The organism is Flammeovirga sp. MY04 (genome assembly GCF_001682195.2).
Lineage (GTDB): Bacteria > Bacteroidota > Bacteroidia > Cytophagales > Flammeovirgaceae > Flammeovirga > Flammeovirga yaeyamensis.
In genome coordinates this window covers 1,986,063-2,012,133 of the sequence record NZ_CP003561.2, presented here as the reverse complement: position 1 = coordinate 2,012,133, position 26,071 = coordinate 1,986,063, and the positions used below count along the sequence as shown (strand labels likewise).

14 protein-coding genes are annotated in these 26,071 nt (G+C 38.3%); 12 read left to right on the top strand and 2 right to left on the bottom strand.

Annotated features, from left to right (window positions below; genetic code table 11):
• Positions 1-22 precede the first annotated feature (22 nt).
• Together MY04_RS27145 and MY04_RS27140 are read right to left on the bottom strand one after the other, a co-directional pair.
• Positions 23-1,645, bottom strand: coding sequence for a RagB/SusD family nutrient uptake outer membrane protein (locus MY04_RS27145; protein ID WP_084006176.1), 1,623 nt, complete (start codon positions 1,643-1,645; stop codon positions 23-25).
• 27 nt (positions 1,646-1,672) lie between these two features.
• Complete coding sequence (locus tag MY04_RS27140; protein ID WP_066216321.1) at positions 1,673-4,714, bottom strand: SusC/RagA family TonB-linked outer membrane protein; 3,042 nt, start codon at positions 4,712-4,714, stop codon at positions 1,673-1,675.
• 600 nt (positions 4,715-5,314) lie between these two features.
• On the opposite strand from MY04_RS27140, the gene MY04_RS27135 reads away from it, so the two are divergent.
• From MY04_RS27135 to MY04_RS27080, 12 genes are all read left to right on the top strand, one after another.
• Positions 5,315-6,355, top strand: coding sequence for a nucleoside hydrolase-like domain-containing protein (locus tag MY04_RS27135; RefSeq protein ID WP_158297952.1), 1,041 nt, complete (start codon positions 5,315-5,317; stop codon positions 6,353-6,355).
• Between the two features lie 20 nt (positions 6,356-6,375).
• On the top strand, positions 6,376-7,512 hold the full coding sequence (locus MY04_RS27130) for a glycoside hydrolase family 26 protein (protein WP_066216313.1): 1,137 nt from the start codon (positions 6,376-6,378) through the stop codon (positions 7,510-7,512).
• A gap of 14 nt (positions 7,513-7,526) precedes the next feature.
• The gene (locus MY04_RS27125; RefSeq protein WP_066216310.1) at positions 7,527-9,404 is read left to right on the top strand and encodes a sodium:solute symporter family protein; all 1,878 of its coding nucleotides are present in this window, start codon (positions 7,527-7,529) and stop codon (positions 9,402-9,404) included.
• A 46-nt stretch (positions 9,405-9,450) separates the two neighbouring features.
• The gene (locus tag MY04_RS27120) at positions 9,451-10,659 is read left to right on the top strand and encodes a glycoside hydrolase family 130 protein (protein ID WP_269467717.1); all 1,209 of its coding nucleotides are present in this window, start codon (positions 9,451-9,453) and stop codon (positions 10,657-10,659) included.
• Positions 10,660-10,773: 114 nt separating this feature from the next.
• Entirely contained in the window at positions 10,774-11,982 is a 1,209-nt protein-coding gene (locus MY04_RS27115; protein WP_066216303.1) for an AGE family epimerase/isomerase, read from the top strand.
• Between the two features lie 11 nt (positions 11,983-11,993).
• Positions 11,994-13,319 (top strand): glycoside hydrolase 5 family protein, encoded by a 1,326-nt coding sequence (locus MY04_RS27110; RefSeq protein ID WP_158297951.1) that lies wholly within the window; start codon positions 11,994-11,996, stop codon positions 13,317-13,319.
• Positions 13,319-15,127 (top strand): arylsulfatase, encoded by a 1,809-nt coding sequence (locus MY04_RS27105; RefSeq protein WP_066216297.1) that lies wholly within the window; start codon positions 13,319-13,321, stop codon positions 15,125-15,127. The genes MY04_RS27110 and MY04_RS27105 overlap by 1 nt, the downstream gene beginning before the upstream one ends.
• Before the next feature lie 30 nt (positions 15,128-15,157).
• Positions 15,158-16,861, top strand: a complete 1,704-nt coding sequence (locus MY04_RS27100) for a DUF4493 domain-containing protein (RefSeq protein ID WP_084006174.1) — start codon at positions 15,158-15,160, stop codon at positions 16,859-16,861.
• 8 nt (positions 16,862-16,869) lie between these two features.
• Positions 16,870-17,499 (top strand): DUF4493 domain-containing protein, encoded by a 630-nt coding sequence (locus MY04_RS27095; protein ID WP_066216291.1) that lies wholly within the window; start codon positions 16,870-16,872, stop codon positions 17,497-17,499.
• Between the two features lie 114 nt (positions 17,500-17,613).
• The gene (locus MY04_RS27090; RefSeq protein WP_158297950.1) at positions 17,614-18,228 is read left to right on the top strand and encodes a helix-turn-helix domain-containing protein; all 615 of its coding nucleotides are present in this window, start codon (positions 17,614-17,616) and stop codon (positions 18,226-18,228) included.
• A gap of 164 nt (positions 18,229-18,392) precedes the next feature.
• Positions 18,393-21,500 (top strand): discoidin domain-containing protein, encoded by a 3,108-nt coding sequence (locus MY04_RS27085; protein ID WP_084006173.1) that lies wholly within the window; start codon positions 18,393-18,395, stop codon positions 21,498-21,500.
• Between the two features lie 237 nt (positions 21,501-21,737).
• Positions 21,738-25,799: a hybrid sensor histidine kinase/response regulator transcription factor gene (locus MY04_RS27080; RefSeq protein WP_066216279.1), complete on the top strand. Its 4,062-nt coding sequence runs from the start codon at positions 21,738-21,740 to the stop codon at positions 25,797-25,799.
• Positions 25,800-26,071: the final 272 nt, after the last annotated feature.

Sequence of the window (26,071 nt, the reverse complement as noted above, 5' to 3'; positions counted from 1 at the left end):
CTTTATTCTTTGTAATGAGGAATTAGTAACCAGGGTTTTGTGTTAACCCGAACGATGCTACTTCAGCAGCAGGGATTGGAAGAACTGGAATACCGTTTAACTTCTTACCGTCCATATTACCCACAACGATATCGCCAGTAATACCTTCTCTGTAACCGATATTGTCCTTTTTTAAGGCAGTTTCTAACTTACCTGTTCTCATTAGGTCCCATAAACGAAGACCTTCCAAAGCCAATTCCACTCTTCTTTCGTGGTAGATAGCCTCCAATAATTGCTCTCCTGTAGCTGTTACTTCTGGAAGTGCACCAGAGTTATCTCTTTCAGCGTACGTATTGTCTGCTTCGTTCCAACCTTTAGGGTAAGTCATCGATCTCGCTCTATCACGCACCTCATTTACTCTCTGACGAGCCGTTGCTTCGTTGCCGATATGATAAGCAGCCTCAGCATTCATCAACAAGATATCTGCATATCTAAACTTACGTTGGTTCTGAGGGTTGTCAGATTGTTCGTTCGGACGTAAAGCCTGATCCATCAATACTTTTCTTGGGAAGTAACCCGATAAGAATTGTGATTCAGCAACACCTTGAGCAACACCATGCGCAAATTGACCATCTTGACCTGCTGTCCAATCTAAACGAGGATCGTTGGCTTCGAATTCATCCACTAAATCTTGAGTTGGGTTTAAGAATCCCCATCCCCATCCTTTGATATCGGCTGTACCTCTAGGAGCCGTTAGAATTGGAGAAGTAGAACCTGTGTTTTGGTTCGCCCAACCCGTATTTGAAGTCTCATGTTGCACCTCGAAAATTGATCCTGTACCGTTCTCACCATCTTTTTCAAACACTGTGGCCAAGTTGAAAGCCAAAGAATATTGATTCGAAGTAATCACCTCATTGGTTAAATCAAATACTTCTTGCCAAGTGTGACCGTTAGCATTCCAAATACCGATATCGTACATCACCACTCTTGCTTGATATGCTTTTGCAGCACCAGAAGTAGCACGACCTACTTCCATTTCAGATTTCGTTCCTAATTTCTCAGCCGCTTCAGCAAAATCAGCTTCAATTTGAGTAAGCACTTCTTTCACAGGAGTTCTACCCGCAGCACCAATTTGATCTGGAGAAACAGGTTCGGTAAATAAAGGCACATCACCAAATAAACGCACCAAGTAGAAGTAGCTGTATGCTCTAATGAAAAGAGCTTCACCCACTAATTGATCTCGAATTTCAGCATCAAAACTTGTGGCAGGAGAAATACCTTTAATCGCTGTATTTGCTCTGTGGATTGCTTGATAATATGTTTTCCATGCCGAGTGAGAAGTAGCATTTACATTCACTGCCGTCCACTCTTTCAACATTTGAACATCCTGCATATCACCAAAGTCAGAACCACCTTTCCAAGAGTTATCCGACATTACTTCGCCGAACATCCATTCCTGCATATGTGCCACAACTCCTTGATCTTGAGCGATGGCTTGATAACAAGCATTTACCGCCATTTGAGCATTTTCCACATCGTCATAATACACGGGTGTATCTACTGCCTGACCTTGTGGTTCACGATCTAGAAAACTTGAACAACTTGATGTTGCGATTAGCATACTAGAACATGCCAATACTTTAATTAATATATTTCTTAGTTTCATTTCCTTTCTTCTTTTGGTTGTTGAAGATTAAAAAGTAACATTTAAGCCTACTGAAAATGTTCTTGATTTTGGATAGTTTCCAATATCGATACCTTGGGCAAGTGGATCACCGTAGTGGTCAGGCACCTCTGGGTCGTAACCGCTATAGTTTGTAAGGGTAAATAAGTTATCTACTGATGCGTATACTCTGAAGCGTTGCATATGCATTTTCTTACATACATTGTCGCTGAATGAGTAACCTAACTGAACGTTTTGTAATCTTAGGTAAGAAGCATCTTCCACATATCTATCTGAGAATCTGCGGTTGTTATTCGGATCACCAGAAACCACTCTTGGCATAGTGCCATCAGGATTGTTTACAGGGTGGAAACGATTATCGTAGTAGTTCTTTGTTTGGTTTTTCTGAACGTTAGAATCTTCGATCCAGAACTTTTGAATGTTCGCTACTTCGTTGCCATAAGAACCAGTAAAGAATAGATTTAAATCAAATCCTTTGTATTCCATACCGATGTTGAATGAACCCGTGAAAGTTGGGATTGCCGAACCTAAGTTCATTTTATCATCATCATCAATTACACCATCACCGTTGGCATCTACGAACTTCACATCACCAATACCCGCATTAGGTTGTAAAGGATTACCCTCTCCGTCTACATGGGCATCTAATTCTTCTTGAGATCTAAAGATGCCGTCTGTTTGATATCCGTAAAAGTAAGCAATTTCTTGACCTTCCTCTGTTCTAGTTGTAAAACCTAATTTATCGATGTAACCTCCATCAATGTGTCCTGTCTCTCCAAGGTTCGTCACCTGATTTTGAATCACAGCGATGTTAGCTCCAATATTCCACTTCACTTCGTGCTCTACATTTCTATAGTTGATGGCAAATTCAAAACCTTTGTTTTGCATTGTACCTACGTTCACATTTGGAGAGTTTGCACCCACATAATCAGGTACTGGCTGAGGCACTACCATGTCTTTCGTGTTCTTGATAAAGTACTCAGCACTGAATGTTAACTGATCGTTGAACAAGCCCATATCAACACCCACATTGGTCATTTCCGAAGATTCCCATCTTAAATCTGGGTTAGATAAAGTAGTTGGGATTCTACCCTCAATCACTTGTCCGTTGACTACATAACGAAGGTTGTTAGTTACAGTTGATAAGTAATCGTTGTTACCTGCAGACGATTGGTTACCTACTTCACCCCATCCAGCTCTTAATTTTAGCTGTGAAACAATATCAGACTCTTTGATGAAATCCTCTTCTTTAATGTTCCATCCTGCCGAGAATGAAGGGAAGAAGCCCCAACGATTACCATCAGCGAATTTCGAAGAACCATCTGCTCTAAATGTGGCAGTTAATAAGTACTTGTTATCAAAGCTGTAGTTCGCACGAGCGAAGTACGATTGCAATGCGTTAGCCCCTTGGTTAGAAGTAGAGAAGAAATCAGATCCTTTTGCAGAACCTAAGTAGCGCATGTTTTCGTTAAAAGGAACATCATAACCTGTCGCCATCATGTTATTGTAGCTAAAGTATTGCATCTCCATACCGACCATACCTCCAACAGTATGTTTTCCAAATGTTTTCGTATAGTTAGCGTAGTTAGACCAAACCCAGTCGAAGCGAATGTTTCTGTGCTCATCTAATTGTGAAATCATTCTTTGTTCCTCGTTAGAAACATAGTATTCTGGTAAATACATTTTTTGAGATTGGTTTCTGTAATCAACACCAAAGTTGGAAGTAAACGATAACTCTTTAGTTGCTTTAGCATTTAAAGAGAAGTTACCTACAATTCTGTTATCGAAAGAGCGTTTGTATTGCTCTTGTTCAGCCATTCTTGCTGGGTTGTTGTTGTACGACCAATTGGCTCTTGCATACGATCCATCAGGGTTATATACTGGCGTGATTGGGTCAACCCATAAGGCTTGTGTCAAAGGACTTGAATAGATATCATTCAAGTTCGTTAAAGAGTAATTTGCGTGCGTATAGGCAATATTTTGTCCAAAGTCTAACCAACGAGTTAGCTTGTGGTTGTTATTAAATTTCACGAAGAACTTCTCTAAATCTGTTCCTTTAAGAATACCTTCGTCTTTTACATAGGATGTAGAGAAATTAAACTGATTTTTTTCTGATCCACCGTTAATACCAAAGTTGTAGTTTTGGAAAGAACCTTGTCTTAAAAGTTCGTCTTGCCAATCCGTTCCTTGATAATTCCCGTTGGCTACATAACTTAATTGTTCGAATTCGTCAGTTCCTTCAGCAAAGCGATTTGCTTCTAAACCCAATTGAGCATATTCAGAAGCATTGGCCATTTCAATCACGTTCGATGCTTCTTTTACACCAGCTTGGGCATTAAAAGTATAAGTATACTTACTATTAGCTTTACCTCTTTTAGTTGTGATCAAGATCACACCGTTAGCACCTCTCGAACCATATACAGCCGTTGCCGATGCATCTTTCAATACTTCCATCGATTCTACATCCTGAGGAGCAATGTGAGAGATATCCTGCATTGGGAATCCATCCACAACATATAAAGGCTCTGAATTATTGATGGTACCAATACCTCTTACTCTTACTTTAGAACCACTTGCCGGATTACCAGAGTTGGTTACTTGCACGCCAGGTACACGACCTTGAAGTGCTTTGTTTACATCCTCTGTTGCAATAACCGTTAGTTCTTCTTGTTTTACTGTAGATACCGATCCTGTAACATCACTTTTCTTTGCAGTACCGTAACCAATAACAACAACTTCTTCTAACTCTTCTAAATCAACTTCCATTTGTAAGTTGATTTCTGTTTGTGCTCCTACTGGAAGTTCTACCGTTTTGTAACCAATAGATGAAAAGCTTAATATAGTATCATCTGTTGTAATCTTTAATCTAAACTTACCGTCAAAGTCTGTAATCGTTCCAATCGTTGTTCCCTGAATGCTAACATTCACCCCTGGAAGCGGACCACCTGTTTCATCTGTTATACTACCTTGTATAGTACGTTCTTGTGCGTAAGCACTAATTGATAGTGTAATAGCGACGAACAGCAGAAAAAAATTTTTTAAGATCTGCATGATTATCTTTTTTTATCGTTTTGTTTTAATTCAACCTAAATAGTTTAGTTGAAATTTATAAGTAATAATAACCGCGGCGTTATGTTTACAAATGTAGGGTGGACACTAATTAAACATAGGTTGTTTTTTTACAAAAAGGAGTTGAAAAAAATATATTTTTCTCAGAACGTAATTTTCATTTAGGGAATAATTTTTCAGAGTTGATGAAAAAATACCCTTTCTTCGTAGTCATTGTCATTGTAGTTTGTAATTCATCTTCATTGTTTAATCAATATGGAACAAAAAGTGGAAAAAATTAAAATATCCCTATAATTTAACAAATGATACATCAATTATTTATTGATGAAAATGACTTTTTTTTGAAACATATTTATACTCATTGAAATCAAATATTTGAAAAAATAATACACCCAAAATATGTCCTATTACATATTTAATCGCTGATTGTGTAAAAAAAGTACCACCTTGATAACGGATAATTTTATCTGTATATCAAATGGCTGTCATCATATAAAATAAAAAACTCCATATCCCTCTTTAGGTGTTTGATGTACATTTGAAACATGATATTAAAAATCAAGTAATACATCAGAGACTTATATGAAGAATATATACTACATAGTGCTGTTAATTTTATCCCTTTATGGAATGAGTAGTTGTTCCAAAGAGATACAACAGCATCATGCCTCTGGGTTAGAGAGATCCAGACTGATGATCATTACCGATATCAATACCACTCCATTTTTTGAGGCAGACGAACATGCTTTGATCTATTTATTATGGCATGCGAATATTGTTAGGATTGAATCAATAATTGCTGATAAAAACAGAGATGAGATGGATAATAGATTGAATAATATCCTAGATCAATATGCATCTGATTTTAGAAATAACAATTATGGTTTTCAAAACAATGCTTATCCATCGCCAAGAGAACTATCTAGTAAAGTGGTGAACGATCTTGATCAAGCAACGAATACAATTATTCAAACAGCTAGAAAAGAATCGGAACAGCCTTTATATATTTTAGTATTGGGCGACATGAAACTGATTAAGGAAGCTTTATTTCTCGCTCCAGATATCGAGCAAAAAATAAGATTAATTACGATCGGTTCGGGTATTAAATCTCCAGAAGATGATGTTTGTGGAAACCTCAATTGGAACGGATGGGGAAGAACGGAAGTTTTCGAAAGATTTAAAAATCTATGGTGGATCGAAAACGATTGGGCCTATAAAGGGATCTCGGAAGGGAACCTGCCCAAACAAATGTTTAGCGAAGTGCAGCAGTTTGGTGCTTTAGGAAATTATCTTTCGAAAAGCACTCAACAGAAATTAGTACTCGACGAAGCATTGCCCATTATGTACCTCTTAGATCCGAATATTCATCGAAATCACCCTGAGTTCGGAGGGTGGACAGGAAACTACATTAAACCTTTTCCTGTAGAAAGACCACAATATTGGATAGATAGAGCAGAAACAAAGAAATGGAATTACAAAAAGCCATGTCAATCATGGGAGTTGGCCGACCAAGTATTATTGGAAAGAAAATCGGTGATCGTTGCCAGAAGGGAAGAGATGTTTTCCTCCCTTCTAATGAATCTCGATCAGCTTTACAATAACACTTATGTGCCTTCAGAATAAATTTTTTAATAATTAAGACAATGAGAAAGAGATTAGTAGCAGCTTCTTTTCTTATAGGACTTCTCACACTAAACTTTGGAACAGCCGAAGATAAGGCAAAGACACCAAAGCTAAATGATAAGAAAGCAACGAAGGAGACGGTAGCATTATACGAGCAATTACATCAGGTGAGCGTAAGTGGAAAAACAATTTTTGGACATCAAGACGACTTGGCTTATGGATACCATTGGTGGGGCGATGGATCGGATGTAAAGAATGTGACAGGAGATTACCCTGGCCTTTATGGTTGGGATATGGGACATATTGGAGAGGAAAAAAACTTGGATGGTGTTCCTTTCGAGGACATCAAAAGATATATCAAAGAGTCGTATTCGAGAGGAGGCATTACCACTTTGAGTTGGCACATGATCAATTTAAAAGAAAAGAGCAGTTCTTGGGATACCACAAGAGTACTTCATGAAATGATGGAGGGAGGTAAGTATCACCAAGACTTTATTAAAAAGCTTGACTTGTTTGCCGAATTTGTGGATGACCTAGAATTAGAAGGTAAGAAAATTCCAGTATTATTTAGACCATGGCACGAACACAATGGTTCATGGTTTTGGTGGGGAGGAAAGAATGTGGAGATCAAAGATTATAAAACACTTTGGCAATTCACAGTGGAATATTTGAGAGATAAAAAGGGGATTCATAACATTATCTACGTTTATTCTACAGATGCCTTCGATTCGGAAGAAAGTTATTTAGAGCGTTATCCTGGCGACAAATATGTCGATGTTTTAGGATTTGATGATTACGGTGCCTACCGTGCTAACGCTACTCCAGAAAGAGAACAATGGATTATAAGAGAATTGGAAACGGTAGCCAAATTGGCCCAACAAAAAAATAAAATCTGTGCGTTTACAGAATCTGGTTTGGAAGCAGTGACTGACGATCAGTTTTTTACCACCAAGTTATTGGACAAGCTAAATCACAATGAATGGACAAAGAAAGCCGCTTATGTGATGCTTTGGAGAAACGCCAACTATCAAAAAGAACAGAGAGATCATTTTTATGTGCCTTACAAAGGTCACTCTTCTGCCAAAGACTTTATCAAATTCAAAGAAGATCCAAGCATTCTCTTTGAGTCTGATTTGATGAATATGAAAGTGAATTAATTAACGAACTCATTATGCAACTAGAATTATTAGATCTGATCATTATTGGGCTTTACTTACTGTCTACAGTAGTGATCGGTATATATCTTAAAAAACAAGCCTCCAAAAACATGGAATCTTATTTCCTTGGAGGAAATTCTTTACCGTGGTACATGCTCGGGTTATCCAATGCTTCCGGAATGTTTGATATCTCCGGCACCATGTGGATGGTATATTTATGCTTTGTTTATGGACTGAAAAGTGTATGGATACCCTGGTTATGGCCGGCTTTCAATCAAATATTCTTGATGATCTACTTGTCGATTTGGCTAAGAAGATCGAATGTTTTAACAGGAGCAGAGTGGATAAGAACACGTTTTGGTGATGGTACCGGCGGAAAGCTTTCGCATATGGTAGTGGTATTTTTTGCCTTGTTAAGTTGTCTTGGATTTTTATCGTATGGATTTATCGGCATCGGAAAATTTATCGAAATATTTATTCCTTGGTCATATGTGGGACAGTTCATGCCATTTGATTTAGCCCCAGAGCAGGTACCTTATGCCTACGGTATTGTTTTTACAACAATTGCTACTTTCTACGTAGTTATGGGTGGTATGCTATCGATTGTATGGACAGATGTTTTACAATTCGCCATCATGACGGTTTCGGCTTTAGTCATTGCAGGTATAGCCATGACACAAGTAGATTCCAACACCTTAATGGCCATGGTTCCTGAAGGATGGGATACACCATTCTTTGGATTTGATTTGGACATGGATTGGTCGGCCTACATACCTTCGGTAAACGATAAAATTGGAAACGACGGTTTTACTCCATTCTCTATCTTCTTTATGATGATGTTGTTTAAAGGGTTCTTCGCATCTATGGCAGGTCCAGCACCTAACTTTGATATGCAAAAAATCTTGTCGACAAAGTCACCAAAAGAAGCCGCAAAGATGAGTGGTTTTGTATCGGCAGTCATGTTCCTCCCAAGATATTTGATGATCGGTGGATTTACCATTCTTGCAGTGGTGTATTTCAGTGGAGACATCAACCAAGCGGGATCAGGATTTGATTTTGAAAATATTCTTCCCATGGCAATCAAAGAGTTTGTGCCGTCTGGTTTGATGGGATTGTTACTTGCAGGTTTATTAGCCGCTTTTATGTCGACATTCGCATCCACAGTAAATGCCGCTCCAGCCTACCTAGTAAATGATATTTATTTGAGATATATCAACCCTAAGGCAAGTGGAAAACTACAAATGAGAGCGAGTTATATTATCTCAGCAGCTGTAGTGGTCATCAGTACAATCATCGGTTTGTATGTAGAAAATATCAACTCCGTTTTACAGTGGATTGTATCGGCACTTTACGGTGGATACATCGCAGCCAACTTCCTAAAATGGCACTGGTGGAGATTCAATGGTCACGGCTTTTTCTGGGGAATGGCAGCAGGTATTGCAGCATCTATGATCTTCCCATTGGTATTTAAGCAGACCTTGGAATTGTACTACTTCCCGTTATTGTTCTTAGTATCCTTAATTGGTTGTGTAGCCGGAACATTATTAACGCCAGCAACAGAAGAGAAAACGTTGGTCAACTTCTATAAAACGGTAAAACCTTGGGGATTCTGGGGACCTATCAAGAAGAAAGTAATGGCTACTGATCCCACTTTTGAAGGGAACAAGGACTTTAAAAAGGATATGTTTAACGTGGTAACGGGTATCGTATGGCAAGCCACCCTAACATTACTTCCATTATACATCGTGATCAAAGAAGAAATGGGCATACTATCGACAGCCGCTGTTTTGATCATCACCACTTTAATCTTGAAGAAAAATTGGTACGATAAATTACCGGAAGATCCGAAGAAGGTTCCAGAAAAAGTACAAGAGCCAGCAATGGCAGAATAATTAAAAAAACGACAAATCGTGCTTCGGCACAGTAAATAATATGGCAATGAATTTCAAAGAGAAAGTAATCCAACTCATCGAAGAACAAGAGGTTTTATTATCGAAAAAGAATGAAGCTTCATCAAAATATAACGGCATTTTCACCAAGTATCAAAATCCTATTTTAACGGCAGAACATACGCCGATTTATTGGCGATTTGATTTAAATGAAGAGAGCAATCCTCATTTGCAAGAACGCATTGGAATGAATGCAACTTTCAATGCTGGAGCCATCAAGTTTAATGGCAAATATGTATTGATGGTGAGAGTGGAAGGAGTAGATAGAAAGTCATTCTTCGCTGTGGCAGAAAGTGATAACGGCATCGATAATTTCCGATTCTGGGACAAACCTGTTCTTATGCCAGAAACAGACGAGCCGGATACCAACGTGTACGATATGCGTTTAACTCAACACGAAGACGGTTGGATTTATGGTATTTTCTGTACAGAAAGAAAAGATCCCAATGTACCAGAAGGAGATACATCCTCGGCAGTAGCAGCGGCAGGTATTGTAAGAACAAAGGACCTCGTGAATTTCGAACGTTTACCCGATTTGATTTCTTACTCGGGACAACAAAGAAACGTAGTGCTTCATCCAGAGTTTGTCGACGGAAAATATGCACTATACACAAGACCACAAGACGGATTTATCGATACCGGTTCTGGTGGAGGTATCGCATGGGGCTTGACGGATTCAATGGAAAATGCGGAAGTGAAAAAAGAAGTGGTGATCGAGCCTAAAATTTACCATACCATAAAAGAGGTGAAGAACGGTCAGGGGCCAGCTCCAATTAAGACATCGAAGGGTTGGTTGCACTTGGCACATGGCGTAAGAAACACTGCAGCTGGCTTACGCTATGTTCTTTACATGTTCATGACTTCTTTGGAAGATCCAACAAAAGTAACGCATCGTCCGGCAGGTCATTTCATCGCCCCACTAGATGATGAAAGAGTAGGTGATGTTTCCAATGTAGCCTTCGCCAATGGATGGATTGCGGATGACAATGGTGAAGTGAAAATTTACTATGCATCATCAGATACTAGAATGCATGTAGCGACATCAACGATTGATCAGTTGGTAGATTACTGTAAGAACACTCCAGAAGATGGGTATCGTTCAGTAACATCCGTTCAAACTATCCATGATATGGTGGAAAAGAACGAGAAGATGATGGAAGAGTTGGGGATGATTGTACCGAACAGACAGACGGTGTAGAAGAGATGAAATCAAAATCTAAGCAGACGGAAGTCTGCTTAGATTCCTACTCCAACAACCCATGATTTCAATCATGGGATCACCGTATCAAGGGCAAAAAAAATACTACTCTATATGAACACAAAATCATTCGAAATATCACTAAAAAAAGAACTCCAAGAAGGCATCCTAGCGTATTGGATGGAGCATACTATCGATACCAAAAATGGGGGGTTCTTCGGTCAAATCACTTACGATAATCAGGTGATCGAAAACGCCGATAAAGGAGCGATTATGCATGCAAGAATCTTATGGACGTTTGCTGCCGCTTACAATCAATTGAAAGAGAAAAAGTACTTAGAGATATGTGACTACGCTTACGATTACATCGTAAATCATTTCTTGGATAAGGAGAAAGGGGGCGTATTTTGGATGGTGAATTATAGAGGAGAAGTGGTCGATAGTAAGAAGCAAGTCTACGCCAATGCATTCGTCATCTACGCTTTTGCTGAATATGCTATGGCAAAAAGAACCGATGCTCCACTTCAAGTGGCGATGGATATTTTTGATAAAATCGAAGAACATGCTTTTGATCAAAAACTGAATGGTTACTTCGAGGCGTATTCTAAAAATTGGGTGTTATTGGAGGATCTAAGATTAAGTGATAAAGACAAGAATGAAAAGAAAACAAATAATACTCACCTTCATATTTTAGAAGCCTATACAACACTTTACAAAGCGACGAAGAATGCAAGGGTCGGACATCAATTACATAATTTGATTACCCTTTTCTTGGATCAAATATTAGACACGGAGACCTATCATTTCAAACTGTTTTTTGATGAAAACTGGCAGTTGAAATCAGACGAAATAAGTTATGGTCATGATATCGAAGGAGCGTGGTTAATACAAGAAGCGGCAGAGGCTTTAGGTGATATCACTTTATTGGAAAGAGTGAAATTAGCGGCCAATAAAATTGCCGATGTGACAATAGCCGAAGGGATAGCAGAAGATGGAGCTATTGTGAACGAAGGAAACCCCGAAGGCATTACGGATACCGATAGACATTGGTGGCCACAGGTCGAAGCCATGGTTGGTTTCATCAATTCCTACGAAAATACGGGCGACGAAAAGTATTATGAAGTAGCTTTAAAGCTTTGGGAATATACTATGGAAAATATCGTCAATATCGCCCATGGAGAATGGTGGTGGAGAGTCGACGAAAACAATGTTCCTAATTTAGAAGAGGATAAAGTAGGTCCTTGGAAAGCCCCTTATCATAACGGGAGAGCCTGTTTAGAGGGGATCAGAAGATTTGAAAGATTAGCAAAAACAACAATATAGAAATGAATAGAATGAAATTACTTATAGGACTAGCGATACTCTTATTTACTACTTCCTGCGTGAAATCAACTCAGGAACAAGTATCAAAAACGAACTTTGTAACTGTCGAATCCGACCGCTTGATGTTGGACGGATCACCCTATTACTTTATGGGAGCAAACTATTGGTACGGAATGAACATCGGTATGGAAAATGACGACCGAGATCGTTTACTTAGAGAGTTGGATCAGATGAAAGCCATGGGAATTACCAACCTCAGAATTTTGGCCTCTTCTGAAGGAGACGAAAATCAGGAATTCCAAGTATATCCAACAATGCAAACAGCACCCGGTAAATACAACGAAGAGGTGTTTGTAGGTCTCGATTTCTTGTTGGACGAAATGAAGAAAAGAGACATGAAAGCCGTGATGGTTTTGAACAACTTCTGGACATGGTCGGGAGGCATGCCTCAGTATTTACAATGGGCAGGAAAAGGTGCAGTTCCATACCCTCAGATTTCTAAAGAGTGGAATAAATTTACCGATTACTCTAAGCAATTTTATGCAGATGAAAAAGCTTCTAAAATGTTCGAAGATCATTTAAAAGTAGTCGTTGGAAGAACAAACAGTATTTCGGGATTAAAATATACAGAAGACCCAACCATCATGTCTTGGCAATTGGCTAATGAGCCTAGGGGATATTCAGAAGTATCGGAGTATCATCAATGGATTAAAAAGACTGCAGGGTTGATTAAATCGATGGATCCTAATCACTTGGTTTCTTTGGGATCGGAAGGTGATTCTCCCGGGCCGGATGCGGGCATCAATTTATTAAAAGACAATGCTTTTGATGATATCGATTATGTAACGATTCACATTTGGGCGCAAAACTGGGGATGGTACAATCCTGCAAATGCAGCAGAAGAATTTGATAACACCGAGAAGGAAGTAGTAGAATACTTGACGAAACATGTAAACGATGCCAAAACGTTGGGTAAGCCAGCGGTATTGGAAGAGTTTGGTATAGCAAGAGATAACGACGATTACTCTCCAACAGCAACAACCCAATGGCGCGATAAATATTACGGCTTTGTGTTCGATCAAGTGTATCAATTGGCCAAAGAAGGAGCGCCCATTTATGGAATGAATTTCTGGGCTTATTCTGGTGAGGGAAGACCAAGAGCACCAAAAGAATTTTGGCAAAAAGGAGACGATTTCTTAGGAGATCCTCCTCACGAACCTCAGGGTTGGTATGGTGTCTACGATAAGGATAAAAGTACTCAAGAAGTGATTCTTCAATACGCTCAAAAAATGCAAGGAATTTCTACTGATGTGATGGCAGAAAATGTGGAAGAATAATGGAGAAATTCAATAAAATATACTCACTAAAAGGAAAAGCACTTATTTGTGTTGTGTGTAGTCTTCTGTTTGCTTCTTGTACCGCTAAAGTGGTGCAAGAGCAAACACAAAGACCTCCAAACGTGATTGTTATTCTTACGGATGATCAGGGTTGGGGAGACTTTTCGCACACCGGAAATGAGTACCTCAAAACACCTCATTTCGATAAGATGACAGAGGAAGGTGCGTTATTGGATCAATTTTATGTGAGTCCTGTTTGTGCACCTACTCGTGCAAGTGTATTAACGGGTCGCTATCACCTAAGAACAGGCGTTTCTTTTGTGACAAGAGGTAGAGAAAATATGCGATCGGAAGAGGTGACTATCGCAGAGGTTTTTAAGGAAGCGGGCTATGCCACGGGATGCTTTGGTAAATGGCACAATGGAGCACATTACCCCGAAAATCCTCAAGGACAAGGCTTCGATACATTCCTCGGTTTTACATCAGGACATTGGAGCAATTATTTTGATACTGAATTGGAATACAATGGAGAAATGAAGTCGACTAAAGGTTTTATCACCGATGTGTTGATGGATGAAACCATCCAATTTATTGATGCACATAAAGATGAACCTTTCCTTGCATTTGTTCCTTTAAATGCTCCTCATACTCCTTATCAAGTGCCTGATAAATATTTTGATAAGTACAAGGATATTGATTTTGGGTACGATAAAAAGCAAAACAAAAAGATTGCGACCATCTATGGTATGTGCGAGAACATCGACGACAACCTTGGTAAGTTGATGAAACACCTAAAAGATCAGGAGTTGGAAGAAAATACCATCGTGGTTTTCCTTTCGGATAATGGTCCTCAAGGGGCACGTTACAATGGTCCTTGGAGAGGTGGAAAAACATCGGTGCACGAAGGGGGAACTTTGGTGCCTTGTGCGATTCAGTGGAAGGGACATATTCCCAACTCGTCGAAAAGTAGTCTGACGGCCCATATCGATTTGATGCCAACTTTAATGGGATTGGCAGGGATCGAAAAACCAGAAAACATTCAGTTCGACGGTATTGATTTGAGTAACTACTTGATGGGTACATCAGATGATTTGGGCGAAAGGAATTTATATACACACATGACCAACTTCGAGATTACAGCCGATCGAGGGGCGGTACGACAAGGGGATTATCGTTTCACTACGGAATATGGCGATGTTGGATTGTATAATCTGAAAGAGGATCCATCAGAAGAAAATAATCTCAAAGATCAGTTACCAGAAAAGACGCAAGAACTCAAAACAGCTTTTGAGAATTGGTACAAAGATGTAACGTCTGCTGGGTTTTCTGATTTGAAGATTCCGATGGGTTATACAGAAAGTCCGAGAGTAGTTTTGGCGGCTCACGAAAGCAATGGAAAAGGTGATTTGGCTTTTAAGGCGAACGTGAATGGTTGGGCACACGATTGGTATCAAGTAAAAGGGGAAGCAGAAGTGCAATGGCCAGTGCAAGTGATACAACCTTCGACATTTGAGGTGAAGTTGAAATATGCTGGAATTAACATTATAGGTTCTGAAATGGAATTTAGAATAGGGAATAAAGTGGTGTCTGCTACCATTCATCAAGATTTTATTCCGAAGGCATTGCCCACTCCAGATAGGGTAATGAGGGAGCAAGAAGCCAAGGAACAAACTTGGGGAATATTGGATTTAGGAAGCATCACTTTGCCATCGATTGATCAAACCACAGCCAGCTTGATCATCAAAAAGAAAGGAATAGGGATTTTAGAAATAAAAGAAATAGAAACAAGAAAGGTGGCAGCGCAATAGTCACCTTCTAGTATTGGATTCACTACAATTATGACTATGAAATTAAACATGATTACTAACTTACTACTGTTACTTTTTTGTATAACAGGATGTTCATCGAACGATTCTCCATTAGTGGAAAAAGAGGGAGGAAAGGGAAAATTGTCTTTGACTGTCAACATCAATCAGTCGGTGGATGAAGTGGACAACGCCAGAAAATTATCGACAGATGATGTGAAAATTTCCATTGTAAACAGCGATGGTCAAACTGTAGAAGAATACGCTTCATCATCGAGTATTCCAGAGGAAATTGAATTGACATCTGGAGTGTATAAAGCGGTGGGTTCGAGTAATTCCACCAATCAATTTGGATTCGAAGACCCTCAATATGGAGGTACATCAGATGATTTTGCCATTGAGGCGACTCGTCTTACTTCGACCACTTTGGAATGTAAACTTCAGAATACAAAGGTGACGGTGGAGTATAGCGATTTAGTAAAAAATCAGTTTAACGATTACTCATCTATTGTAAAATCTTCTTTTGGAGAATTGAGTTTCGAGAAAGAAGAAACGAGAGCAGGCTACTTTAGATCGAGTGGGAATCTGACGGTGAAATCGATCGTTGGAACAGGTTCAGCATTGCAGAATGTAGAGTTTGTAATTGAAAATATCCAACCTCAAACCCACTACAAAGTTATAGTAGATGTAGAAAGCGGTTCTGGAAAAATTGTCGTAACTGTCGATACTTCTTTAGTGGATGGTGGGGAGCATTCGATTATCGTGACTCCAATTCAAGGAGAGGCTCGACCGGATTACAATACCTCTATTGGTTTCTTTATCAAGGAAGGCAAATTATATGATGCTAATGGTATGGAATTCATTCCAAAAGGAGTCAATAATGCACATTTTTGGTTTGATAGCGGCAACAGACATTATGCTTTCGATGCGCTTTCGCCAATCGCGGCTTATTATTCGAACTCTGTAAGAATGGTATGGCAAACCAACTATCAGTCAAATAGCTGGAGTGATATTGAGGAAGCAACTACCTTAAAACGTATGTTCGATGAGGCCCTACGTTTAGGCTTGGTACCAATGATTGAATTGCACGATGTAACAGGTGATGAAAGCAAAGAAAACCTTCTAAAAATGGCCGAATTCTATGTTCGTCCAGATATCCTTTCGGTCATGAAAGAATACGAAAGTGTACTGCTGATAAACATCGCCAACGAATGGAGTGGAAGAGATACGATTTATAGAGATGCTTACAAAGAGGCAATCACTATGATGCGAAATGCAGGTTTAAAACATACGATCGTTATCGACGGAAGTGGATGGGGACAAGACATGACACCTATCTTCGATTATGGTCAGGAAATCTTAAATCACGACCCTCAGAAAAACATCTTATTCTCGGTGCATATGTACGAGAATTATAGAAACGAATCGACGATTACGACCAACTTAGAAAAGGCAGTCGACATGAAGTTACCGCTAATTGTGGGTGAATTCGGTTTCCAACATGGCGGAACGGCAGACAACCCTATTCAGATTCCATATACACATATTTTATCGGAATGCGAACGCTTAGGATTAGGTTGGTACGCTTGGTCTTGGAAAGGAAATTCGGGAGGCGTAGAATACCTCGATCTATCGACCGATTGGGAAGGAACTACATTATCCGATTGGGGGAATGGTATCGTGAACGATGTGAATGGTCTAAAAAATACAGCGAAAAAAGTATCAGTAATTAACTAATCAAGAGAATGAAACATTGGAATAGAAATATCATTGCAGCGTTGATCGGTTTATTGATTTTTAGCTGTACGACATCAGAAGATGAGGCCGAAAAGATAGCCACAGGACAGTTGGTTTTACATACTTCTTCTGGCCAACGAACATCAGAAAGTGCGGACGATTATGGAGTGATGATAAAAAATACAGAAGGAGAAACAGTGCTTTCTTTTGAGAAATTATCTGATGCTCCAGAAAGTATATCATTAGCCGTAGGCGAATATCAAGTACAGATTTTCAACCAAGAGGAAATGCCGTACATCACTTTTGATGCTCCTTATTATTCTGGAGAAAATGATTTTACCATTGAAAGCGGAAAGACCACAGACGTCAGCGTTACCTGCACTTTAAAACACATGCTACTTACCATAGTATTTGATGATAAAGTGAAAAGTGATGCAAAGTCGTACGCTACAGAAATCCATACCGCCCACGATAAAGTAATGATCGATGCTTCTACAAGTAACAAAGTGTACGTAGAGCGATCGGCTATTGTCTTGGAAACGACCATCGAAGAAATGGATGGTACTCTCTTAAATAGTAAACAAGTAATTTCTGGCTTGGAAGAAAAGACAGAATATACCATAAATATCTCCTATTAGTTTGAAGAAACCCTGCTTGCCCTTCCTCCTTCACTCAGGAAGGGCATTACTAACATTTAAATAAAATTGATGTCTGTTTCAGATATCAAATTAGGTAAACTAAAAATCAAGAGTATGAAACGAAATCTACTAGCTATATCAAATCTACTATTTCGACCTACGACCTTATTTTTATTTTCCATCTTAGTACTATCGGTACTTTTTGGAATGATGGAACTAAAAGTGATAGAAACCAGCGAAATAAATATCTATCAGTTAATCATTCTCCTGCTGATATTATGCTTAGGGGTAGCATCAAGGTATAAGTTTGAAATACCTGATAGACATAATGAAAATGTAACTGCTTTTGTCAAGAAGGAAAAAGTGGAAAAGGAAGTCATCATCCTTAAAAAAGTAGAAGAATTAATACAAGGGAGGCTATTTGATGCCCACCTAAGCGTAAGTGATATCGAAAAAGAGATTGGGGTAAGTCGACCCGTTTTGCTGAATATCTTCAAAAACACAAAAGGAACAACGGTAGTCGATTACATCAAAAAGGAAAGAATTCGAAAGGCCAAAGAATTGTTGGAAACCACCACTTTAAACATCTCAGAAATAGCCTACAAAATAGGCTATTCTGATCCAAAATATTTTAGTAAATCCTTTCGGAAATCGAATAAAATGACCCCAACTCAATATCGGAAATTTCATAATAAACTAAACACAATTGGACAAGTATTGAACAGTTAGAGAATAACATTTCATTTCAGTTGATGATAGAGTCGCATAAATTATGTGGCTCTATTTTTTTAGGTGTACTTTTTTAAAAGTCTCCCATTTCATTAAAAAAATACACCTTTTGGGCGGTTGATCTGCAGAGTTTTGTTTCGAATTATTACTAATATTTTTTTACTATGAAGTATGAATCGAAAAGGATGTCCAACATCCTAAAGGTGTTAACATTAACTCTTTTTCTTTATGGGTTTAATCTCTCTTTGATACAAGCCCAAAATACTAATTCTGAAATTAGTTGCTCTTCTAATGATCACTGTCCTCAAGGTTATGTATGCGAAGGATGGCCCACCTATAAATGTGTTCCAGATGGATCGGGTGGTGGTGAAAATCCTACTCCGGGTAATCCCATTGCCAATGCAGGTGCTAACCAAACAGTAATTGATACAGATGGAGATGGTGTAGAAACGATTACTTTGGATGGGAGTGGCAGTACCGCAGAAGGTGCAATTGTATCGTTTGTGTGGTCTGAGGACGGTATAGAATTGGGTACAGGAGAAACGATTACAGAAAATTTTGCAGTAGGAACACATAGCATTGAACTTACTGTTACCGATGATCAAGGTGGAACAGGGAGTGCTACTATACTCGTGATTGTTCAACCTTTTAATACCACCCAGATGAATAGAATTGCGGTGGGTGATCAGTTGGTTTTCTTATCGGGAGGAAATTTAGCATGGTACAATTTCGCTAATGATTTCGGTGAAAAAACCACCAATTTGGATTACTTCGAGCAAGCCATTTCTGATTTTGCCTCTAGAGGTGGAAACTCGATGAGACTTTGGGTACATATCAATGGAGCCAACAATCCTGAGTTAGATGCCAACGGCTACACTTCAGGACTTGAACCATCTATGATTCAAGATTTGAGAGATGTATTGGATATTGCCTATGATCACAATGTGGTATTGAATCTATGTTTATGGTCGTTTGATATGTTGAATACTAGAGATTATCCCATCGAGGTATCTCAAAGAGCTAGAAAACTATTGGAAGAAGAAGAAAATATTGATGCTTACATCAACAATGCTTTGATACCAATGGTGAACGGTTTGAAAGACCACGAAGCATTATTATCGTGGGAGGTTTTCAATGAACCAGAAGGAATGAGTAACGAATTTGGTTGGGATTTTACGGACCATGTACCGATGTCTGTGATTCAGAGATTTGTCAATAGACTTTCGGGTGCTATCCATAGAGCAGATCCTGCTGCGTTAGTTACCAACGGTTCTTGGTCATTTAAAGCAAATTCCGATATTTTCTCTGGGGTAGAGAAAAACTATTATTCAGATGCAGAACTGATCGCGGCAGGTGGAGATGCAGAGGGTATTTTGGATTACTATCAGGTGCATTATTACAGTTGGGCTGGCACTACTTATTCTCCTTTTGTACATCCTGCTTCCCATTGGGAACTTGATAAACCTTTGATGATCGGTGAGTTTTATGTGGAAAACCAACCTGGATCCATTGCCAAAGAAGATTTGTTTCCCATTTTATATAACAATGGATATGCAGGTGCTTGGGGATGGCAGTACAGAACGTACGACGACGGAGACAATACAGATGAAATGCATAGAGATGATATGCTTGATGGCATCAAAACAATTGATGGTTATCCTGAAATAGCTATTGATCCAGATAGAAATCATAGACCAACGCTAATAGGTGAAATCAATAATTTCAGAATCGATAAAAACTCAAATCCTTTAGTTAATTACACCGATTTAAACACTGTATTTTCCGATCCAGAAGGCACCGCATTACAATTTTCTGTAGAAACCTCACCTCAAAACGTGGTGATTCCATCAGTGAATAACGGCTTTTTATCTTTAGCATTTGCCGAGGAAGCAACGGGAGATGTGATAGTCAGCATTACGGCAACAGATTCGGGAACACCTACGACTTTGAGATCGTATGATTTCATCGTCAGTGTCAAAGAACCGGGGACAGGAAATCTTGCTTTATATCAATCAACATCAGCCTCTTCTGTAGAAGAAGGTCCAAATACTGCTGCTAGTGTAAATGATGGAGATCAATTAACAAGGTGGTCGAGTTTGTATGTAGATCCAAGTTGGATTGCCATTGCCTTCGATCAGGAATATTCAGTGAATGAAGTGAGGTTGTATTGGGAAGGATCTTATAGTTCTCAGTACGAAATTCAGGTATCACAAGACGGTGAGTCTTGGAACACAGTATATACCAATAACGATGGAAGAGGTGGTGAAGATATTATCACTTTCCCTGCTGTAAACGCGAAACATATCAGAATGTATGGTAAACAAAGAGCCATTGAGTGGGGACATTCTATTTATGAGTTTGAGGTATATGGGGATGTACCAAAATCGATATCAGCCAATGCGGGAGAAGATCAATTTGTAAGCGATAGCGATGGAGATGGAGTAGAAACGATCACTTTAGATGGTACCGCTTCCACAGATTCTGAACAAACTATTACTTCTTACGAGTGGAGTGAAAATGGAGTGTCTCTTGCTTCTGGAGCAACTGCAAATGTTCCTTTAGGTGTGGGAATTCATACGATTACATTAACGGTCACCAACAACCTTGGGGTGAGCAGTACAGATAATGTAAGAATCATTGTTGATGATGGTAGTTTTGGACCTCAAATCTTTGAAGCCGAAAATGCTACTTTAAGTTCTGTTACAGTTGCTTCAGATGCTACAGCAAGTGAAGGTGCTTACGTGAATATGGAAGGAAATGGTACTATTTCTTGGACATTTAATGCGGTATCTGCTGGAACACAAACTATAAAAATTGGCTATTTATTACCTTATGGAAGTAAGGATCAGTATGTAAGTTTGAACGGAAATTCTCTTGGTAGTATTCCTTTTGATGGTCCAATAAATACATGGTTAGAAAAATCGCTGACCGTCGATCTTGTGGAGGGAAATAACACGCTAACGATCACAAAGCATTGGGGATATATGTACTTTGATTACTTAAGCACGGGTGGAGTATCAAATACTAGAGTAGTAGCAATTGAACCAAGTGAAACTCTTGCCGAAGTTGTTCTTTATCCCAACCCGGCAACCACAACATTTACAGTGAAAGCGGATCACTTCCAATCGCTAACAATCTATGATATGAAAGGTGTTGCTTTAATCAGTTCAAACCTAAAAAATGTAGATATATCGGAACTGGGTTCAGGTATTTATTTAGTGAAAGTATACACTCTTAATGGTGTGAAAAATTTACGACTAAGCGTGAGATAATTTTCTACTTCACTTTTGAATGCGAGGCAGAAGTCTCGCATTCTTTTTCTAATAATTGATGCCCCCTAAAAAGAAGTGGACTATAGTCTAGATTTTCTTGATTAGAAAATGGAGAAAATCATTGAAAACCTTTCATTTGCCCTAAATAAGTGATTTTTCGTCTTCTTATTGATAGGATAATTTTGTATTTTGCAAGTATTATTTTGTATGAAATAAATAAGACGAACACTACGATTTATGGCTAAATTTTTCAAGTATATACTAACTTATCTGTTCTTGTTATGTTCAATTTTAGCCTATTGTACTCCAAATAAATTACCTAATTTTTCGGGTTCTGTGACCAATATTCTTCAAGACAAAGAAGGATACATGTGGTTTGCAACTTGGGATGGTTTATACAAGTACGATGGGTATGAATTAACGGTATTTGGTGAAAGAAATTATCAACCATTATTGGACAAAAAGATCTCTGCTATTATGGAACATTCCAATGGCAAGATATGGATTGGTACTGATAATAATGGCATTTTTATTTACGATAAGAAGACAGATTCCTTTCAACATTTAACTCAAGATTCTGAATCTGCAAGAACGTTAAAAATCAAGCGTATTACTTCTTTTGATGAGGATAATTTAGGTAATATTTGGATTGGTACACAAGGGAATGGTTTAGCCTACTACAACATCAACGAGAAATTATTTAAAGCTTACACCCAAAGAGATTTTGGTGACTTATTCGATATTCAGGTTTTCCAAGACTTGGTTGTTTCTGTGCATTACGATAAAAATGGATTCGTTTGGTTTGGTACGATGCAAGGGTTGGCTTGTATGGATATTAAAACCGAAGAAATTTCATTGCTGGAAGGAACTGATTACAAGGGAGTTTATTCCATTTTTCAGACAGAAGAAAATGAAATTTGGTGCTCAAATAAACAAGGGATTTTCACCACTCGTTTTGAAAATACAGAATTGAAAGGAGAGTTCGTCACTCATCTAATCAACAATAAAAAATCATCTTTAACTCCATCCCCTTCGAAGAAAAATACCTTGTGGTTTATGACGTCGAATGATGTATTTACCATAGATTTGAAAGAGAAGAAATTAATGAAGTCCAAAGATTTTGATACCAAAAGTGGCTTCTCTACGATCTTCGAAGATAGAAGTGGTGTACTTTGGGTAGGAACTCACTTTGGAGTGTATACCTTAGATTTGTACAAAAAACCAATTCGACCTTTACTCAATAAAGAGATTGATCCAGTTGTCACCATTGAAGAACATAATGGTGTTGTTTGGGCAGGGACCATCAACGGAAAACTGTTTTATGAGGCATCAGAAAACGAAGATGGTACAGGTGTTTATGTTCAACACCCACACCGTTTCGAGCAAATCTCACAAATCAGATATTTCGATAATAACGTTTGGGTAAGTACTGTCGGAAAAGGCATTTATATTTTAGATGAAAAAACAGCACGCATAAAGAAGGAATACCAATTGTCAGATAAGATTATCAATCCTTATGTGATGTCGATGGTGAAGAGTAATTACGACGATACTTTTTGGATTGGTTGCTGGGATGCTGGTTTAGCCTATTTTGATGCGTCTAAAGATAAGTTTGTTTCTTTAAATTCTGGAAAAGTAAGGGAATTATTTAATGTACCTATTGTCAAGATATTTCCAGTGGCCAAAGGGGAAATTTGGTTAGGAACAAGAGGAGAAGGCTTGTGGAAAATAAATTATACTGAAGATTATAAAGTAACCAATGTATCACAATTTAATGTAAAAACACCTACTATGAATACTTCTCTTATAGCTGATATAGTAGAGAAGGATCATCAGACATTATTGGTGGCTACAGAAAATGGTTTATTTGAATTTCTGAGAGATCGAGATCATTTTTCTCAAAAGAATATACCGAATAGATTACTAAAAGCAACCATCAGTAGTTTAGAGAAATCTGCTGATAATACAATTTGGGGAACCACCTTAACCTATGCTTTTCAGTGGAATGATAAAGGCTTTTTTAGCTTCAGTACAGAAGATGGTTTAGCCAATGAACGCTTTTACAATAACTCCAAGAAAATCACCTCAAAAGGAAATATTCTCTTCGGAGGAGAAAAAGGGATCGATATTTTAAACATTGAGAATTTCAGTTTATCACCTTATGATGTTTCTCCAATAATCTCTATGTTCTATTTAAATGGAGAACACATTCATCCAGGAGAAAAAGTGGATACAAACATCTTATTAGATGATGTGATTCAAAATAAAGCAAAACTACAATTGAATCATGATCAAAACTCTTTCTCTTTTTATTTGGCTACTTTGAATTACACAAAGGGAGATAAGAAGAATTTTAAGTATAAACTTCAAGGAGTTGATCAGGATTGGAAGGAAACAATGGGTGAAAATCATATAGTAAGGTATAATGGTTTGATGCCTGGTAAATATACCTTCCAAGTGAAAGCGTCGAATGTAGACGGGAAATGGAGTGATCAAGTAAAATCTATCGATATCACGATTACTCCAATTTGGTATAAATCGATTTATGCCTATGTGGTTTATGCTATTCTTTTATTGGCTATTATACTCTTTGTAATGGTGTGGTGGAGACGTAGGGTACACAAAGCCAACGAAGAAAAATATGAGCACCTTAAAATGAGAGATGAAAGAATTGAGTATGAACGAAAAGTCAATTTCTTTACCAATTTATCTCATGAGTTACGTACTCCACTTACTCTAGTTTTAGGGCCAATCGAACAAATTGCGAAAAACAATAAAGTGCAAACGGAATTGCAAGAACCTTTAGGAATTGCCTTTAGAAATGCTCAACGTTTACTCCGTTTAACCGATCAGCTGATGTTTTTAACCAAGAGTCAGCACGGACAAATGCGTTTGAATATCAAGCAAGAAGAATCAAATTTACTGATTAAGGATGCTACTGATGCTTTTAAACATGTAGCGAAAAAGCGTAATGTAAATTATTCTATCAATTATTCAGAACAACTTCAACCTTCTGTATTTATTGATAAAGTGATGTTCGAAGCGGTCTTGTATAACATTCTATCCAATGCCTTTAAATACAATGTAGAGAATGGAGGTGTTTGGGTAACGACATCTACAGTTTCTTTTGAGGAAATTCAAGCCAAGTTTGTGGGGTACAAGGGCAATCAACCTGATAAATATGCGAGACAATATTTAAGAATCGAAGTGAAAGATTCAGGTATTGGTATCAAAAAGGAAGATTTGGAAAGTATTTTTGATCGTTTTTATCAAGTGAAAACGAAAAACGATGCTGGGTCTGGTATTGGTTTGGCTTTCGCTAAATCAATTATTGAGGTGATGAAAGGAATTATTTATGTAGAAAGTGAAGTATCACTTGGTTCTAAATTTACACTTTTGATTCCTTCGGATGAAGACTTTTACTCAGTAGAGGAAAAAGAGAACGAATCGGCTGAATTGGTATCAAAGTTATTGTATTCGAATACAGAAAAACTACAATTTGATTCTCCTGATGAGAAAAAGGTAGAGGCCGAAAAAGTCGAAAAAGAAGAATTGATTTTGATCGTTGAAAAATCAAAAGAAATACAAGAATATATAGGTAGTATTCTGGAGAAAGAGTACAAAATCATGTTTGCTGAAAACGGATTGGAAGCGTATGAGAAGGTCTTAAAATACTATCCGTCTTTGGTGATTTCTGAAATCTATTTAGAGGGAATGGATGGGCTTCAACTTACAGAGAAAATTAAGTTGGGAGAGAAGACCAAACATACACCTGTGATCTTACTTTCTTCTAATCCAGATACGCAAGAACGAATTAAAGCCTTAGAATCGGGATCAGATTCTTTCATTGCCAAACCGTTCTCGCCGAAACATATGGATGTAAGGGTGCATCAGTTGCTGAAGGCTAGATCAAATATTATGGTGCTGGATACGAAGGAAACCAAGAAGAAGAAAGCGGCTCCTAAGAAAGTGGAAATCTCTTTTGAAGATCAGGTGAGAATCATCATCGAGAAAAACCTATCAGAGGTGGAATTTTCGATACCAGAATTGGCAAAGGAGTTGGACATGAGTAACATTCAGCTTTATCGAAAAATGAAAACAGAGACCGGAATGCCTCCGGTGGAATTTGTGAGAAATATTCGTCTGCAGAAAGCGTTGGACCTTTTAAAAACTTCTGATCTGAACATCTCTGAAATTGCTTATGAGGTGGGATTTAACGATCCTCAGTATTTTAGGAAGTCGTTTAAGAAGCAGTTTGGGCAGACGCCGACGCAGTATAGGAAGCCGATTAAGAACTAATAATCTAGCCCAGGACTCAAGTCCTAGGCTGGTGATAATTATATTAGTCAACACTAAAGTGTTAACTAATTTGGTGCAAGACGGAATGAACGTATAGATTCCACGTCTAAATTCGTAAAGACTTTAGTCTTTGCGGATATAATTATCACTAGCCCAGGGTTTCAACCCTGGGTATTCGATCAATTCAAGATGGAATGGATATATAAATTTAATTATCACCACCCTGGGTACGCCCATACAAAAAAATCCCCAACCCAAAACACAAGTTTCAG